Genomic DNA, 17016 nt, shown 5'->3' with positions numbered 1-17016 from the left:
TAGATAATTCATGCCGTCACTCCGCACGGAATCCGTCTTCTGAACTAAAGTTAATAAAGCTAATGCGTTGATAAGTATAAAAAGGAAAGACAAAGCATGGACCAGCAACGTTTAACCCACCTTAAACAACTCGAAGCAGAAAGTATTCATATCATTCGTGAAGTTGCCGCTGAGTTTGATAACCCAGTGATGATGTATTCAATTGGTAAGGATTCATCTGTCATGCTTCACCTTGCTCGCAAAGCTTTTTACCCAGGTAAGCTCCCCTTCCCTTTGCTACATGTTGATACTGACTGGAAATTTCGAGAAATGATCACGTTTCGTGATCGCATCGCGAAAAAGTACGGTTTTGAGCTCATAGTTCATAAGAACCCTGAAGGACTAGCGATGGGTTGTAGTCCATTCGTTCATGGTTCGTCAAAACACACGGACATAATGAAAACCCAAGGTTTAAAACAGGCTTTGAACAAGTATGGGTTTGATGCTGCTTTTGGTGGAGCACGTCGTGATGAAGAGAAATCTCGCGCAAAAGAGCGAGTCTATTCCTTCCGAGATAAGAATCATACTTGGGACCCCAAAAACCAACGTCCGGAGCTTTGGAAAACGTACAACGGTCAAATTAACAAAGGAGAGAGCATTCGAGTGTTCCCACTATCAAACTGGACCGAGCTTGATATTTGGCAATACATATACTTAGAAAATATCGAGATAGTGCCACTTTATCTTGCAGAAAAGCGCCCGGTAGTTGAACGGGATGGTATGTTGATCATGGTTGATGATGACCGAATGAAATTGCAGTCAGGAGAAGTGATCGAACAAAAGAGCGTGCGTTTCCGTACTCTTGGCTGTTATCCACTCACCGGAGCAATTGAATCGGAAGCCGACACACTGACAGCCGTTATTGAAGAGATGTTGGTAGCAACCTCTAGTGAGCGCCAAGGACGTGCTATCGATCACGATCAATCTGGTTCTATGGAGCTAAAGAAACGTCAAGGTTACTTCTAAAAGATCTAAGGATGGATAATGAACAGCGCAGTTGAAACTCAATTAGCCGAGCTTGGTATTAAAGGCTACCTGAAACAACACCAGTACAAGTCTTTGCTTAGATTTCTGACTTGTGGCTCAGTGGATGATGGTAAAAGTACGTTGATTGGACGATTGCTCCATGACTCAAAACAGATCTATGAGGACCAGCTTGCCGCCGTCCACTCAGATAGCCAACGTGTGGGTACAACGGGTGAAAGGCCAGATTTAGCCTTGCTTGTCGATGGTCTTCAAGCTGAACGAGAACAAGGGATTACCATTGACGTAGCTTACCGTTACTTCTCTACACAGAAGCGTAAGTTTATTATCGCTGATACACCCGGACACGAGCAGTACACACGAAACATGGCCACAGGCGCTTCAACGAGCGATCTTGCCGTCATTCTTGTTGACGCACGTAAAGGGGTGCTGGATCAGACTCGCCGCCACTCATTCATCTCTAACCTACTAGGTTTAAGACATTTTATTGTCGCTATCAACAAAATGGACCTCGTGAATTATTCACAACAACGTTTTGAGTCCATCCGTGATGAGTACCTAAAATTTTCTGAACACTTAACGGGTAATACCGATATTCAGATCATCCCAATCTCCGCACTAGAAGGGGATAACGTCGTCGATAAAGGCCAAAACCTAAGTTGGTTTGATGGCCCCTCTTTACTTGAATTGCTTGAAACCGTGGATGTCGACCAAGAAAAAGGCACAGGTGATTTCCGCTTCCCCGTGCAGTATGTGAACCGTCCAAATCTGGATTTTCGAGGTTTTTCCGGCACGATATCGTCTGGCTCGGTCAAAGTAGGCGATGTCATTAAAGCTCTCCCTTCAGGAAAAACCTCTACTGTCGCGCGCATCGTCACCTTTGATGGCGATATGGAACAAGCACAAGCAGGGTTAGCGGTCACATTAACCCTGAAGGATGAAATCGACATCAGCCGTGGCGATCTGATTGTGTTAGATAATGCACAGGTAGAATCGACCAACCATTTACTGGCCAACGTGGTCTGGATGACAGAGCAACCATTACAACCTGGTCGTGATTACAACATCAAGATCGCAGGTAAAAAGACTGTAGGTCATGTTAGCGCTATAAAACATCAATATGACATCAATAATCTGTCTACCCATCATGCCACCGAACTTCCTCTTAACGGTATTGGCTTATGTGAATGGACTTTTTCTGAGGCTATCGCTCTAGATAACTACCAAGACTGCGCAGATACTGGCGGGTTCATCATTATCGACCGTCTCACAAACGTGACCGTTGGTGCGGGTATGGTCAGTGAAAGTCTGGCATCACTGGATCACAGCATCGCCGATATTTCTGCCTTTGAGTTAGAGCTTAATGCGCTTATCCGTAAACACTTTCCGCATTGGCAGGCGAAAGATCTAAGCCAGTTACTGAAGAAATAGGCCAAATGAAAGAAGTTGTTTTCAGCGAAAGTAGTTTGAATTGTTTACCTGTATACCGGGCCAATAAGTAAGGAAGAGCGATGTGGGAACAAGGACTAGTATTAGCGATTTTACTTGGCATTATCACTTGTTTGCTCGTAACCAGACTTAAACCCAGCTATGTATTTGCAGGGGCCGCTTTTCTCGCTTTCATGGCGGGTATGATTGAACTCAATACTATTGCGGCCAACTTTACGAACTCATCGTTGTTAACTTTGATCTTGTTGATTTTAGCCTCCTGTGCACTGGAGAAAACCCTATTAATCAGCTGGGTGAGTCGCAGCCTTTCGAAAGGCCATTTGGGCAGTGTGATTGCCAAACTTAGCGTTTCTACTGCACTACTCTCCTCCTTCACCAACAATACCGCTGTAGTGGTCTCCTTGATAAGTGCGATTAAACGCAACCAACAGCACGCGCCATCCAAATTGCTGATTCCACTTTCCTATGCGGCCATTTTTGGCGGGACGCTAACACTCATTGGCACGTCCACCAATCTCATCATTAACAGCTTTGTCGAAGATGCAGGCTTACCCAGCCTGAATTTTTTTACTCCAACTGCGATCGGCTTAGCGATACTGGTGGGCGGCGTATTGGTTTTGATCCCGCTAAGCTACCTACTCCCTAACTATGACGATCAGAATCAGGAAGACCTGCCTTACTTTCTAGAATCTCGTGTAGAGCCAAATTCTAATTTAGTCGGCCGTACCATCAGTGAAAACAATCTGCGTGCGCTGAGAAAACTCTTCTTAGCTGAAGTTATCCGTGATGGCGTTAGCATGCCTTCGGTAGGGCCCGATTTTGTGCTCAAAGCCAATGACCGTCTTCTCTTCTGTGGTGACGTTGAAAGCGTGGCGACACTGCAAGAAATCCCCGGCCTGACCTTATTTGGTCATCAACACCTTAACGGACAGAACTTTGTTGAAGCGGTAATAAGCTCCTCTGCGACCATTTGCCGCAAGACACTAAAAGAAAGTCGTTTTCGCGATCGTTTTGATGCCGTCGTGGTGGCGATTCGCCGTGGGCATGAGCGACTTGAAGGTGGCCTTGGCAATATTACATTAGCCGCGGGGGATACCTTAATTTTAGTACCCGGTAAACGTTTTGAAGCCGAACGACGCGCTCATCGTAAAGAGTTCATGCTGGTTAACGACTTAGACTCTGGGGTTCGATTGGATGCACACAAATCTTCTCTGGTTTTGCTTGGTTTTGCTTTAGTGATTGGTGGCTCCCTGCTCGGACTACTGCCAATCATCAAAGGCTTAGCAGTCTATATCCTTGCTTTACTTACGTTTGGCGTCATCCAAGTTTCTGAGCTTCGACGACGCTTTCCGGTCGATATCGTCGTGATTGTTGGCTCGGCCTTATCCATTGCCCAGCTTATGATTTCCTCTGGACTATCAGTCAGAATGGGAAACATGTTCATTGAAACTTTCAACGGTTCAGGGGTATTTGGCGCGCTGGTCGCCACCTACATTATAACCTTAGTTCTGACAGAGCTAGTAACCAACAATGCCGCTGCAGCACTTTGCTTCCCTATCGGCTACAGCATGGCCGTGGCTTATGGTGTTGAGCCCATGCCTTTTATTATGGCGGTTTTGTTCGGTGCCAGTGCGAGTTTTATTTCCCCTTATGGTTACCAAACCAACCTGTTGGTATATAGCATAGGAAACTACAAATTAACCGATTATGTTCGTATTGGTGTGCCCATTTCTATTGTTTACTCGCTACTGGTTCTGACGCTGATCCCAGTCTTCTTTCCATTTTAAGCCTCTAAATATTAGAGGTATATGGCGGCTTTGATAATTAGGTATTTATAATCATCATAACTTTGAACAGGTATAGCTACATAGGTGGTGTAAATCTTACTTTTTCGTTCTCTAGCTCAGAATCTTTCTTGATGATAGACAAACAGACAATCATCGCAAGGAGTGCATAGAATAATTCAAAATAAGCCATTGATACGGCAGCCCCAGACACACAATACGCCATCAAAGAGACTTTAATCATCTTAGCCAATGTTGATTGCCAACTATCACCAAAGTACTTTTCAATGGATGAAAGTTTTAAGAAAGCTAGGCAGATTATAAGTAAGTAAAGAAATAGCCCCACAAACCCATGATCACCTAATACTTGGAAATAAATACTGTGGGCAGCCCAACCTTTTTGTTTAGGTTGGGCTGATGGAATAAAGCTTAATTTGTCAAAATCTACCAGTAAAGAACGCCAAACATGTCCAAATTGTGTAGCTCTGAAGCCTCCACCAAGAATGGGGCGCTCCATCGCCATTAATGTATGCACTTTCCAGGATACGACCCTTGTCATAAACGAACCATCAGATTCGACGTCATTTAAGGTGTCCATCCTCTCAAACCACTTCCCAGGGAGTAAACTGGAAGCAATAAAGACTAGGGCTATAATTCCTACCGTTGAAACTAATTTTTTGTTGGATTTGAGCCAAAAATAGCCACCTACGATAACTAAACCAACGAATCCTCCGCGAGATTTTGTGCCTAATACGGCCAATACACACAATGCTACCAAACCGATAAGTCCTATTTTCAACCATCTTTCTGGTGTTGCTGAAATTAGGTAAACCAATAAAGGGATGGTCATTAGAATTGCGAGCGCTAAGTGGTTATTGTCAGCAAGGAGGTGCCCGGCTGGGCCATGAATTTGATGGAAACCGCCAGATTTTACAAATTTTAGACCTTCTACTAGTGCAAAAAATCCAATTGACAATCCTATCAGCCATATTAGCAAATTAAAATGGTTGGCTTTTCTAATAATTAAGCAAATGAATACAAACAACAATACTGCTTTTGAGAAGTAATCCCATATTATCCATGATACTTCTGGAAGTATAAGGGTTGTATTGGTGGTTATCGTGGTGTGTAAGAAAAATAATATAACTATAAAAAATAAAAAATCAAACCTTAAGTTGGGTTTAGACTTCAGTATAAGATACGAAATAATTGCTGATGCTGCAAAAATAACATTATATCGGAATGACTCTGCAAATCCAAAAAGCCAATAAACTGGAACAAATATACCAGACCATAACCACATAGATACAGCGATAAATGGCTTTCTAAAAGAAATAACCATGATGACAAGAAAAAAAACTACAAATAACAAATCCCTCATTTAGCATCCTTGTCATTATCATTGTTTTCTATTTTTGTTGCTCTAATACAGATGAATACTACCATCACCAAGCATCCTGCAAATAAAATACTTTCCATGTTATATACATACCGTTTTATAAATTTTGTTATAAGAGCCAACCATCTTGTTCTGGCTATAACTTGATGTCACTCTTAGCCGAGAGTTTTGTGAAAGTGTGCTGAGATTATTCTTGTTTTCAAACAGCTCTATCATTTTTTCATGGTAAGTGTCTTTGTCTTTATCACAGAGACTGATTCCTGTTATTCCTTCTTCTACGACCTCCGTGATACCTCCTACCGAAGTAACCAAATGAGGAACGCCCATAGACATAGATTCAAGAAGCGTCATAGGTACGCCTTCGGCTAAAGAAGACATAACAAATACATCAAATATACTGTAATATTCTCTGACGTTAGATTTTGAACCAGTGAATATTATTTTATCTTTCAAGTGTTCGTTATTATCGACCAACTTTTTAAGCTTATCTTTATCGGGCCCATCACCAACAATAATAAGTAAACAGCTTTCACGAAAGCTCGGTGAAAGAAAGCAGGCTTTGTTGAAACTTTCTATGAGAAACTCTTGGTTTTTTATTGGATGTAGTCTCGATACATGGCCGAAAATGAATTTTCCTTCATAAATACCTTTGCGTTCAGGTTTGATGTTGTCAGGACGATAATAGTCGGTATCGATACCATTCGTAATTAATAAAAGTTTTTTTTCTGGTATAAGGACGTCATCTCTTAACCAATGGTGTAAATCTTGCGACACTGTGACGAAGTGATCAATGAATGGGCTCATTACTCTTCTTAATAGCTGGTACTTTTTCACTGTACCATTCATATCATACGAGTCTCTGCCGTGCTCGGCATGAATACGTAGTTGGATATCTAAGAAAGAAGTTAGCCATTGGTACTCAATGGTCGATAGGTTATAGCTGTGCAAAACATCTGGCCGAATTTTTTTCAATATCTTGTACAACTTTAGGTGGATAAAAAAATCGTGGCCGCTTTTCTTATTTAATGAGTAGTGCTCTACCACTCCATCTATCTCGGAAATAAACTCCCCGACTTCAGTAAGTGCGATAATACTATGTCTGTATGCGTTTTTATCTAAAGCTCCAATACAGTTAGCGATCACTCTTTCTAAACCGCCTATGTCGAAGCTGTAGACGAGATGGCATACATGTATTTTCTCTTTTTTCACCATAAACCACACTCTATCACAAAAAGCACAATCCATTACCTAAGCTAACTCTAGGACTAGACTGATTAATTTGCAAAAGTATTGATATTAGTCTTTAACTAATAATGAAGGGAATAAACGTTTTTACGACTTTTTTAAAAGGAATTGAAAGTATGTTAGTAAGAGCACGATCTCCTCTGCGTCTTGGCATTGCAGGCGGAGGGACAGACATATCGCCTTATAGTGATACTTTTGGTGGATGTGTTCTTAACGCCACGATAGATATGTATGCGAACTGTACCATTGAACTTTTGGAGGCACAGGATGGTATAACTTTTGTCGCACAGGATATTGAGCAAACATTTCACTCTCCTCTACTTAATAAGCTCCCTTTGGAAGGCGAGTTGTTGCTGCATAAAGCGATCTATAACCGCATTGTTAGCGAGTTTAACGACAATAAACCGTTACCTGTGAAAGTCTATACCTACTCTGACGCGCCCCCTGGCAGTGGATTAGGCTCCTCATCAACGATGGTGGTAACCATTATTAGTGCCTACCAGCAGCTCCTGAATTTATCTATGGGTGAGTATGACGTTGCGAGGCTAGCGTACGAAATAGAGCGAAAAGATTGCCAGCTGTCCGGTGGTCGACAAGATCAATACGCTACAACGTTTGGTGGATTTAATTTTATGGAGTTTTACGATGGTGAGCGAGTCATCGTTAATCCTCTGCGCATAAGGCAGCACATCATTAATGAGCTAGAAAGTCAGATGATTCTCTTTTTCACTGGCGTTTCGAGATCGTCTGCACAAATCATTGATGATCAGGTAAAAACCACCAATTCTGATGATAAAAAGCCATTAGAAGCTATGCATGAAGTTAAGGAACTCGCTTATGCAATGAAAGAGTGTCTCCTTAAGTCCAATGTTGATGGTATGGCTGAGTTACTCAAAGATGCTTGGAATGCAAAGAAATCGACCTCAACTGCTATTTCCACTCGCCAGATTGAACTTATCGAGGATAAGGTGCTGAGCGCTGGCGCGAAATCTATAAAGATTTCAGGGGCAGGCGGTGGGGGTTTTATGATGCTTTTTGTTGACCCCATCCGACGCTTAGACGTCGAGAGAGCACTCAATGAGTTAGATGGACATATTCAACCCTTTCGCTTTACTCAACAAGGAACACAATCATGGACAGTATGACGTTTATCCAGCAGCATATTGCCGCTTCAATTGAAACCAAGCAGGCATTACTGTCATCAAGTGAAGTCAACAAAAGTATCGTACGAGCGGCGCACACTTGCTTAGATGCCTATAGAAATGGGAATAAAGTACTGATTGCTGGTAACGGCGGTAGTGCTGCTGACGCCCAGCATATTGCTGCAGAGTTTGTCAGTCGCTTCGAGTTTGACCGCCCGGGTCTACCGGCACTTGCTCTAACAACAGACACTTCCATCCTGACTGCTATAGGCAATGATTATGGCTTTGAAAGGCTATTCTCTCGTCAGATTGAAGCGAACGGTGTACCAGGTGATATTTTCATCGGTATCAGTACATCAGGAAATTCACCGAATATTTTATCTGCTCTGAAATCGGCGAAAGCGAATGGAATGATCACTATTGGATTAGCTGGCGTTGGCGGAAAAATTCAGAATGAATGTGATATTTGCATCAGTGTTCCGTCTTCGCATACGCCCAGAATACAAGAGAGTCATATTCTTATTGGCCACATAATTTGCGCTTATGTTGAAGAGGAACTTTTCCATGCAAAGTATGGATAGAATCACTGCAATAGTGCTATGTGGCGGGTTAGGAACAAGATTGCGCACTGTCAGTGGTGGGCTGCCTAAACCAATGGTTCCTGTAGCTGGAAGGCCTTTTTTGGAGTACGTTCTCGATTATCTAATTCGGCAAGGAGTGACTAAAGCTGTCTTGGCTGTGTCTTACCAAAAAAAATTCATCGTTAAGCATTTCGGCGATCGATACAAAAATCTGGACATTGCTTACTCCATTGAGCCATCCCCTTTGGGTACAGGAGGCGCAATCAAAAAAGCGATTGAGCAACATTGCAAAAACCCTGATGAACTCGCTTTGATTATCAATGGGGACACACTGGTTGAGTACGAGTTAGCCGACATGTGTGACAAAATTACAGGACACGATGCTGATTTAGTCATGTCGCTTAAAAGTATCGACGATACGAGTCGCTATGGGCGAGTTAAAGTTGATAAAAACAAGATAACGGATTTTGAAGAGAAACAGAGTGGGCAAGCGGGTCTGATTAATGCGGGAGTTTACTTACTCAGTGGTAGGTTAAGTCGTGATTTACCCACACGCTCGTCATTTTCATTTGAGAAAGACTTTTTAGAGCAAGCTATTCATTCGCATCATGTTTTATCGTCCATTTCGGACGGTTATTTTATTGATATTGGTATACCCGAAGATTATCAAAAAGCACAAGTTGATTTGATGTAGTTAAGTCATTGTGTCGGCTATAAGTCACTGACTCATGGTGATAAAAAGCCTCGACAGAACATTTGTCACTTTTCCAGGTCCGATCTTAACTTCACTGAGAGCATGGGAAGCATGGTGAAAAATATAATAGATAAGTTAGCGAAAAAGCGGAATATCATTAAGTTTAATAAAGCACTATTAAATGTCATTGAGACTCCTCCTATCCAAAGCGTCGAAGATTCAAATGTCCTTGTGTTATCACAGGTGCATCATGCCGCAGTAAAAATGTCGCTAATTGCAATTAAGTCTTTTGTGAAGAAGTTTGGACATTGCAAAATTGAACTGATTAACGACGGAAGTTTAACGGAAACAGATCTCTCTTTACTGCAGCAGCATATACAGGGAGTCACTATTGTTGAGATCACTGACATAGATATCGCGGACTGTCCTAAAGGCGGGTGTTGGGAAAGGCTTTGTCACTTGCTCAAGAGAACAGAGGACTACTACGTTATACAATTGGACAGTGACACTGTCACAATTGGCGCATTACCCGAAATACACCAACAAGTTAACGATAACCTAGGCTTTTCTATCGGTGGTCCCATGTTTCCAGACCCCGTGCCTATCGATTATATGTCTCAGTTGGCGGAAAGTTGGAATGTTGATCATGTGCAAGCGAAAGCGGAAATGAACCTTGTTGCTCTTAAGGATCTGCACATAACGCATTACCTACGAGGTTGCGCCGCATTCGCCGGTTTCCCTAAAGGCTCGAACTTACGGACGCTGTTGTCGGAAGTCTCTCAAACAATGGAAAAACAGCTGGGAAAAGAAACTTGGTCAGAATGGGGAACAGAACAGTTTTCTAGCAATGTCATGCAATCATTATGTCAAGGTAGCCAGATTTTAAATTGGCCAAAGTACCATAATCATGGATTCCCTAATTATGACACTAATCACAATGGGCTATCTGAATACTTAGGCAAAGTGTCTTTAATACATTTTATTGGTCCCACAAGGTTTTCTAATGATCTCTACACCAAGATGATTAACCACACCATACAAACGCTAAGATAAAAATCCAATGTACGTTTTTCCAACAGGAACGATGGTTACGTACTGAAAAGCTAAGATGCTTAAGGGCAGTTATGGAAGACAATGAATTTTATCCCTTGTTTGTCGATTTAGATGGGACTTACACAAAAACCGATCTGCTATTTGAAAGCTTTATCGCGGCTTTCAAACAAAATCCGCTGATACTCTTTTATAGCTTTTTTTGGTTATTTAAAGGCAAGTCATACATTAAGTACCAACTCTCTAAACATGCCGATATTGATGTCATAAACCTGCCTTTAAATACCGAGTTTTTTTCGTTTTTACAAACGGAGAAAAGTAAAGGAAGACGGATATATTTAGCCACAGCGTCTAATGAGAGGTACGCTCAAGAAGTGGTTAATCATCATAAGGTTTTTGATGATTACATTAGCAGTAATCAGAGTGTTAACTTAAAAGGTAAAGATAAATTAAAAAAAATTAAAGAGATAAGCCCCAGGTTTTTGTATGCTGGCAACGACGCTGTCGATTTCGATATCTTTGCTCATGCTGAAGAAAGCGTGTTGGTTAATCCTTCTTATAACGCACAGAAGAAAGCGACTAAGTTTAAAGTCGACAAAACCTTTGATGTTTCCCCGACAAGCATAAAAGTGTGGTTTAAGCAGCTACGAGTTCATCAATGGTTAAAAAACCTGCTTATTTTTGTGCCACTAATGGTGTCTGGCGGTTTTACAGACATTAACAACATCACCACAGCAGTATATGCATTCTTTGCATTTAGCTTCTTAGCATCAGCCACTTATATACTTAATGACCTTTTGGATCTCGAATCGGATCGAGCGCACAGCCAAAAAAAATTTCGGCCATTAGCGGCAGGAACGATCAGTATAAAAAATGGCGTGTTAGCTGGCTTTATCTTGCTCCTCTTCTCCTTCGCAGTTTCAGTATCGCTTGGCAGTCAGTTTTCCATCGTTTTACTTGCGTATTTAAGCTTAACGGTTTTTTATTCCATCAAGCTTAAACAGCATGTAGCCATGGACGTTGTAGCGCTTGCACTGCTTTTCACGATAAGAATATTGGCAGGGGCAGCAGCGATAGGTGTGGTCGTCTCATTTTGGTTATTAGCATTTTCTATTTTTATCTTTTTGTCGTTAGCCTTGGTCAAACGCTGCTCGGAGATTCAATCTATGGAGAGCGAAGGAAAGCAAAGGGCAAAAGGTCGAGATTACACAATTAACGACTACGCCATATTAAATAGCTTTGGTGCGTCATCTGCCTTGTTGTCAGTACTCATGTTCTGCTTTTACATCAACAACAATGTACTCACGAACCAATACCAACATCCAAATATACTCTGGTTAATCGTTCCTGCGCTATGTTATTGGCTTATGCGGATGTGGATAAAAACCCACCGCGGCGAAATGCACCATGATCCTATTGTTTTTTCAATGAAAGATAAGGGAAGCCTGGCGACCATTGGTTTTTGTGGATTGGTAGCAATAGCGGCGCAATTATTATGAATGTCATATCTATCACGCTCATCCTTTTCAGTGTTTCATTGTCTGTACTAGCTCAGATTCTATTGAAACAAGGCATGTCTAACCCAGCAGTCCAAGCTTCATTCAATATTGGCTTGATATCTGGCGTATCTACGGTTTTAACGAATATTTTTATACTCGGTGGGCTGTTTTCTTATGTGTCTAGTGCAGCAATTTGGCTAGGGGTGTTAGCAAAAGTTGATGTCAGTAAAGCCTACCCTTTTGTAGGACTAGGCTTTATCGGCACTATGCTATTTGCGTATTGGTTTTTAAATGAGCCCATAACATCAACCAAACTTATCGGTACGCTGATGATACTAGTAGGAGTGTTATTAATATCTAAATAATTGAGACCTTACCATTTGTTCTAAGTATAAAGCTTTTGTTTTTTCCCTCACTATATATGCTGTATTTTTTAATGATAAGCGACGTTTTTCAGGGTGGTTGCACCATAGTTTGGTACAACGAGGCTAGAAGAGAGGTGCGTCCATCACATCAAAGCCATTATAGAGTGCAAACTCTGCATAAAAATCAAAAGCCTCTACACTTAAACTAAGCCGATCTCCCCAACAAAGAAAAGAATGAGTAACACTGCGACTAACACCCGTAGAGGAATCATCACTTGATTAGAAAACGCCAGCAGATCACATTTAGAAATGTGCTTTAGCGAAGGATGGAACCTACAGCCTTTTTATCGATGACTAGGAAGCCAGAATGAAAATAAATTTACCCGAAGTTTACAGCAAACGTAATCGCTCTATCTTTGCCTCGGTGATAGAAATTAGTGGAGAAAGTAAAGAGTTATGGTTTTCAGTCCCTATCCAATACGCTAAAAACATTCAACCGAATAGGGCTGATGCGTTTTTGGTGGCATTACTACCACAAGCAATGTTACTAGGGGAAGATATCATTGTAGATGGGGATATTTCTGAAAGCCTTTTCTACAACCTCCAAAATTATTTCATGCCATTAATGAAAGAAATAGCTCCCAAGCTATCCATTATTTCTGTTACGCCTAAAAACTTAACAACTACACGTGGAGAACTTATAAATGATAAGTCACTAGGTGCGGCAACAGGTTTTTCCGGTGGTATCGATTCTTTTTGCACAATTTCTGAACACTTCGAAAATAAGACAACCCCCTCATACACCTTAACCAAACTTCTATTCAACAACGTTGGTGCTGTTCCAACTCAGCTATTTGATGAAAAATATGAACAGCTATCTCGGGTTCAAAGAGGCCTAAACAAGGAGCTAATACCCATTGACTCTAACATGGATGATTTTATCGCTCTCTCTTTTCAGCAAACCCATGTATTAAGAAATGCGGCTTGTGCGTTAGTACTGCACGGGCTGTATGATAAGTTTTTATATGCTTCTGCCTATCAATACAAACATACTCAAGTAACACCGACATACAACATAGGATACATTGATCCTTTATCAATACATTTATTCTCTACAGAAGAAATAACGTTTATCTCAAGTGGTGGGCAACATTCACGAATTGATAAAACACGCTTAGTTTCAAGTTTTAAAAACTCATATTCACTGCTGAATGTTTGCATTGCACCAAACCGCATTGACAATTGTTCAATTTGTTGGAAGTGTGGTCGAACATTATTAACGTTGGAACTCATTGGAAAAATCCACTCTTATCATGAGGTGTTTGATTTATCAAAATGGGAGAAAGGAAGAAGTTGGTATATTGCTGAGCATATTTTGAATCATAAGAAACGTAGTGACCCATTCATTCAGGAAATTAGGAGTCTTGCACAGGAGGTTGGGCATCAATTCTCAGCAAAGGAGAAAGTATTAGCACTATTCGTAGCTTTTCTACCTCACTCCATTTTCAAGCGTCTAAAGGGGAGTTTCTCTGAGGTAAACTAATGCTTAGTGTTTCATGTGAGATCTATGCGCTAATCAACGATATGATATTTGATCATCACCACGAAATTTTCGAACCCTTGCCAATAGAGGGTACTAGTTCATACAGTCAGATTTTGAATCAAATCAAATCGTGTATTTCTTCTTTTACTTTGAATTTATCAAAGGATTTTTTTGCTAGGTGGGGGACGAGTAATCTTAATGGCATTCTCTTCAGATGACCTCGTAGGTAAAGTGCCAGTTCAGACAGAGTGTAACCAAACTTTCTATAGGGGGGGTAGTTAGAAGTAAACACATTCAGAAAGCAGAAGTCTAGTAAACGGAGGTAGAACGTATTGGGCTTATATTGGTTGTAGTATTCTAAGATATCTGATGGGATATCAACATTGAAAACTTTACGACTATACCTAAGAGCACAATATACAGATCGTTCATTGCCAACTTTATGTTGGAGATCTATCAAGTTGCGCCAAAATTCACTTTCTTTACCAAAAGCGTTGATCAGAATGTATATGTCATAAAGATCTCTTAGGCCCTTGTGGTATTCACTTTCGTAAAAAAGGTGAATAGCGCTATGCATGAGCATGGCGTGCGGTTTCATAACCTTTTCATAGCTGTTGGCATTTAGGACGGTTGACTCTTCGAATAAGTACCTTCCATCTAAAGATTCTTTTAGTGTTTTAGGGAGAATATTGAAATGAACATCGAGTTCAATCTGTCTGTATAAGTGTCGTAATGGCGGGATCTCTTGGGACCAACTTCGGTAAAACTTGTCATCATAGTTGCTTATTTCGGATGAGAGCCAGCCATTGATTTTAAATGCTTCTTCAACACGCGCTAAGTCTCTTTCTTCGACGAGAATGTCAATATCGTTCATCATTCGACCAGAAAAACACTTCATTTCACTTAGATGATATGCTCCTCCTTTTAAGTAGACCCAATTCACTTTCAGAGGGGTTAATACTTGGGCTATTTGCTCTGCTTCATTTGCTAGCTGTTTACGCTGATTAACATAAAATAGATAGCCAGAGTCCAAATGTTGCTTAAATTGATTATGCAGCGCGTTCCAGTAACCTTTACTTTCACAAATGTACTTAAGTTGAGCAAGCATGTTGTAATATCTAGCCTCAGCAATGATGTTAGACAATGCTGAGGGCGGTAGATTGATAAGTGCTTCAGGGTTAGCTAATACGTCAACAAGTTTTATCACAGCTAATATCTTCTTCTAAGTAATTAGTTAATGCTAAGTTACACGCCTTTAAATCGCTATATTCAACATATATTGCGTCACAAGATTGAACTAGTTTTTTTGCGCATTGAAAACCTTTGAGGTTGAGCATCCCGAAATTAAAACTATTCTTGATTATCTCTGTCAACGCTATTGGTTTGTCCACATGCTCCATGAATATAGTTTCATCTTCGTTGTAATTCACAAACACCAGTAGGCTAGGCTTTACTGGTTGCTGTGCTTGCTCAATACTCGATCGTGGAGGCTTAAGTAAGCAAACTGTTCCTTTATGAGTATCGATTGCAACTTTGCTAAAACTATCGTTATTGTAATGTGGCTTGATTACGTCAATGGATTGATTTTTCAAATTTATTGGACGAGCTAAGCCATGCATACTTAATGTTTCTGTATCAATTAACGCTAGCTCATCCGACATTAAACGCCAGCCTTGAGAAACCAAGTATGCGCAAAGGGTGCTTTTCCCTGATCCTGAAGGGGCAGATATGATGACACCTTTACCATTTTTTTCCAAAGATGCGGCATGAATTATTAGATACTGATGAGCTTGTGTGGATAGAATCCAGTTCATCCCCCATTCCAAGAACGCATGGGCTTGGGATAGCGGTAAAGGCTTAAAAGGTTTGAGGTGATTAAAGAAAAATTCCACTTGAGGCTTAAATAATCTGCGTAGCCAATGACCATGCCTTATAGAAACATAGTAATCAACAAACTGACGACCGTCGTTTTGGCGAAGGTTGTGTTGATAATGCTTTGTAAGATAGTGATGTATAGAGGATACATCGGACTCTATCTCAAAAGAAAAATTTCCTACTTGTAGTAGATATTTTCTTGTTTTAAGGAACATTAACCACTCACTCCTTGAGTAAAATTATCCTCATCGAAACCAGTTTTTCTATAATCTCATCAATATGCTCATGATTTTCTTCCATCATTTCTTCGATGGGAACACTTCGATTTTTATTACTTAATGACACTAAAAAATCTAAAACGGACCGTTCACAAAGCAATGTTTCAATGGTGAATGGGCTGAATATCACAGCATCATGTTCACTAAAAAAAACACAGTCATATATACAGTATTCTTCATTGACTTTAATGTTCATAGACTTTGGTTAAGAATGCTCTCAATGTTATGAATCCCAGGTATTGAGGGTATTACTAAGTTCCCTAATTGGTTGCGAGTACTTTGGTGAATTGGGGCCTTCAAACCTGTTCTTATCAAGATCTGATAGAATTAAATTGATGGATTGATTAATAGCATCAATGAATAAGTTTCTGACATAGTTGGAATCACCGATGTAGTTAACTGGCATTGGATGAAAGATACCGTTAAGATAACCAGTTACTACACAACAGTGACAGGCGCTAACGTTATTTAGAATATCGACTCGCGCAGTATTGCTTTTATTTTTTTTAAAATCCACCCACAAGCTAAATGAACCGCTGAGATCCGTTTGAACTGATTGAAGTAATGTTGGGTTGTCGGAAATGGCATCCAATTTGTATTGCCAATTGTTACTGACTACACGGTTACTTAGCCAAGTATTAAAGTTCAGGGGAACTAGAGTATAAAGTTGTGTAGAAGCATAGCAGCCATTATTGTTCAGCTCATTTAGGACAATTTCGTTTCCACCTTGGAAAGTGTTAAGCCAGTAGGCAGGTGCTCTGGCGCTGATTTGAGTGCTTTGAGGATGCGACGCGTTACCTGATAAGTACATTGCAATACTGTATTGCTCGTTAGGTAAGCCCCCCCCCCAAGCTACAGGGCTTTTCACTGATAGTAATATTGGTGACGCTACCGCGGTTGAACGGATAAAGCGTCTTCTTGAGAACCGCGAACGAGTATTAACATTTCCGCTATCGTTCCCTTCCAATTGTTTCTCAACATCATCATTTTTTTTTGGTTCTTGTATCTTTTTGCTTTCCATCGCTTCCACCAAGTTGTTTTCAAAAGGGTATTTCTTAATCACAACAAATTTAGCGTAGTTCACACATT

Annotated in this window: 15 protein-coding genes; 10 read left to right on the top strand and 5 right to left on the bottom strand. The window is 40.7% G+C overall.

What is annotated here, in order from left to right; all coding sequences use genetic code 11:
* The first annotated feature begins 96 nt into the window (after positions 1–96).
* The 3 genes from cysD (at position 97) to NP165_RS18385 (ending at position 4259) form a co-directional block, all read left to right on the top strand.
* On the top strand, positions 97–1005 hold the full coding sequence (gene cysD / locus NP165_RS18395) for a sulfate adenylyltransferase subunit CysD (RefSeq protein ID WP_257085916.1): 909 nt from the start codon (positions 97–99) through the stop codon (positions 1003–1005).
* An 18-nt stretch (positions 1006–1023) separates the two neighbouring features.
* The gene (cysN, locus tag NP165_RS18390) at positions 1024–2454 is read left to right on the top strand and encodes a sulfate adenylyltransferase subunit CysN (protein WP_257085915.1); all 1431 of its coding nucleotides are present in this window, start codon (positions 1024–1026) and stop codon (positions 2452–2454) included.
* A gap of 80 nt (positions 2455–2534) precedes the next feature.
* Positions 2535–4259: an SLC13 family permease gene (locus NP165_RS18385; protein WP_257085914.1), complete on the top strand. Its 1725-nt coding sequence runs from the start codon at positions 2535–2537 to the stop codon at positions 4257–4259.
* A gap of 76 nt (positions 4260–4335) precedes the next feature.
* Here the strand turns inward: NP165_RS18385 and NP165_RS18380 are convergent, their stop codons facing one another.
* Both NP165_RS18380 and NP165_RS18375 read right to left on the bottom strand, forming a co-directional pair.
* The gene (locus tag NP165_RS18380; protein ID WP_257085913.1) at positions 4336–5637 is read right to left on the bottom strand and encodes a putative O-glycosylation ligase, exosortase A system-associated; all 1302 of its coding nucleotides are present in this window, start codon (positions 5635–5637) and stop codon (positions 4336–4338) included.
* Between the two features lie 99 nt (positions 5638–5736).
* Positions 5737–6867, bottom strand: coding sequence for a glycosyltransferase (locus tag NP165_RS18375; RefSeq protein ID WP_257085912.1), 1131 nt, complete (start codon positions 6865–6867; stop codon positions 5737–5739).
* 149 nt (positions 6868–7016) lie between these two features.
* Between NP165_RS18375 and NP165_RS18370 the strand changes: the two genes are divergently transcribed.
* From NP165_RS18370 to NP165_RS18340, 7 genes are all read left to right on the top strand, one after another.
* On the top strand, positions 7017–8045 hold the full coding sequence (locus NP165_RS18370; protein ID WP_257085911.1) for a GHMP family kinase ATP-binding protein: 1029 nt from the start codon (positions 7017–7019) through the stop codon (positions 8043–8045).
* A complete protein-coding gene (locus NP165_RS18365; RefSeq protein ID WP_257085910.1) occupies positions 8033–8623 on the top strand; it encodes a D-sedoheptulose-7-phosphate isomerase in 591 nt (196 codons plus the stop codon). The genes NP165_RS18370 and NP165_RS18365 overlap by 13 nt, the downstream gene beginning before the upstream one ends.
* The gene (locus tag NP165_RS18360) at positions 8607–9317 is read left to right on the top strand and encodes a nucleotidyltransferase family protein (protein ID WP_257085909.1); all 711 of its coding nucleotides are present in this window, start codon (positions 8607–8609) and stop codon (positions 9315–9317) included. The genes NP165_RS18365 and NP165_RS18360 overlap by 17 nt, the downstream gene beginning before the upstream one ends.
* A 111-nt stretch (positions 9318–9428) precedes the next feature.
* Positions 9429–10370, top strand: a complete 942-nt coding sequence (locus NP165_RS18355) for a hypothetical protein (RefSeq protein ID WP_257085908.1) — start codon at positions 9429–9431, stop codon at positions 10368–10370.
* A 71-nt stretch (positions 10371–10441) separates the two neighbouring features.
* Entirely contained in the window at positions 10442–11866 is a 1425-nt protein-coding gene (locus NP165_RS18350) for a UbiA family prenyltransferase (protein ID WP_257085907.1), read from the top strand.
* Positions 11863–12231: an EamA family transporter gene (locus tag NP165_RS18345; protein WP_257085906.1), complete on the top strand. Its 369-nt coding sequence runs from the start codon at positions 11863–11865 to the stop codon at positions 12229–12231. Before NP165_RS18350 ends, NP165_RS18345 begins: the two co-directional genes overlap by 4 nt.
* Before the next feature lie 367 nt (positions 12232–12598).
* Positions 12599–13774 (top strand): hypothetical protein, encoded by a 1176-nt coding sequence (locus tag NP165_RS18340; RefSeq protein ID WP_257085905.1) that lies wholly within the window; start codon positions 12599–12601, stop codon positions 13772–13774.
* Positions 13775–13892: 118 nt separating this feature from the next.
* Here the strand turns inward: NP165_RS18340 and NP165_RS18335 are convergent, their stop codons facing one another.
* From NP165_RS18335 to NP165_RS18325, 3 genes are all read right to left on the bottom strand, one after another.
* Positions 13893–14981 carry a nucleotidyltransferase family protein gene (locus tag NP165_RS18335; protein ID WP_257085904.1) on the bottom strand — a complete coding sequence of 363 codons (1089 nt, stop codon included), beginning with the start codon at positions 14979–14981 and terminating at the stop codon, positions 13893–13895.
* Positions 14965–15864, bottom strand: coding sequence for an HprK-related kinase A (locus tag NP165_RS18330; RefSeq protein ID WP_257085903.1), 900 nt, complete (start codon positions 15862–15864; stop codon positions 14965–14967). Before NP165_RS18330 ends, NP165_RS18335 begins: the two co-directional genes overlap by 17 nt.
* 286 nt (positions 15865–16150) lie before the next feature.
* Entirely contained in the window at positions 16151–17011 is an 861-nt protein-coding gene (locus NP165_RS18325; RefSeq protein ID WP_257085902.1) for a hypothetical protein, read from the bottom strand.
* Positions 17012–17016: the final 5 nt, after the last annotated feature.

The organism is Vibrio japonicus, from assembly GCF_024582835.1.
Taxonomy (GTDB): Bacteria; Pseudomonadota; Gammaproteobacteria; order Enterobacterales; family Vibrionaceae; genus Vibrio; species Vibrio japonicus.
This window is presented reverse-complemented; position numbering and strand designations above follow the sequence as displayed.

Bases quoted from the DNA above. Each gene is read 5' to 3' on its own strand.
- cysD (WP_257085916.1), top strand. From the start codon at position 97: ATGGACCAGCAACGTTTAACCCACCTTAAACAACTCGAAGCAGAAAGT.
- cysN (WP_257085915.1), top strand. From the start codon at position 1,024: ATGAACAGCGCAGTTGAAACTCAATTAGCCGAGCTTGGTATTAAAGGC.
- NP165_RS18385 (WP_257085914.1), top strand. From the start codon at position 2,535: ATGTGGGAACAAGGACTAGTATTAGCGATTTTACTTGGCATTATCACT.
- NP165_RS18380 (WP_257085913.1), bottom strand. From the start codon at position 5,637: ATGAGGGATTTGTTATTTGTAGTTTTTTTTCTTGTCATCATGGTTATT.
- NP165_RS18375 (WP_257085912.1), bottom strand. From the start codon at position 6,867: ATGGTGAAAAAAGAGAAAATACATGTATGCCATCTCGTCTACAGCTTC.
- NP165_RS18370 (WP_257085911.1), top strand. From the start codon at position 7,017: ATGTTAGTAAGAGCACGATCTCCTCTGCGTCTTGGCATTGCAGGCGGA.
- NP165_RS18365 (WP_257085910.1), top strand. From the start codon at position 8,033: ATGGACAGTATGACGTTTATCCAGCAGCATATTGCCGCTTCAATTGAA.
- NP165_RS18360 (WP_257085909.1), top strand. From the start codon at position 8,607: ATGCAAAGTATGGATAGAATCACTGCAATAGTGCTATGTGGCGGGTTA.
- NP165_RS18355 (WP_257085908.1), top strand. From the start codon at position 9,429: ATGGTGAAAAATATAATAGATAAGTTAGCGAAAAAGCGGAATATCATT.
- NP165_RS18350 (WP_257085907.1), top strand. From the start codon at position 10,442: ATGGAAGACAATGAATTTTATCCCTTGTTTGTCGATTTAGATGGGACT.
- NP165_RS18345 (WP_257085906.1), top strand. From the start codon at position 11,863: ATGAATGTCATATCTATCACGCTCATCCTTTTCAGTGTTTCATTGTCT.
- NP165_RS18340 (WP_257085905.1), top strand. From the start codon at position 12,599: ATGAAAATAAATTTACCCGAAGTTTACAGCAAACGTAATCGCTCTATC.
- NP165_RS18330 (WP_257085903.1), bottom strand. From the start codon at position 15,864: ATGTTCCTTAAAACAAGAAAATATCTACTACAAGTAGGAAATTTTTCT.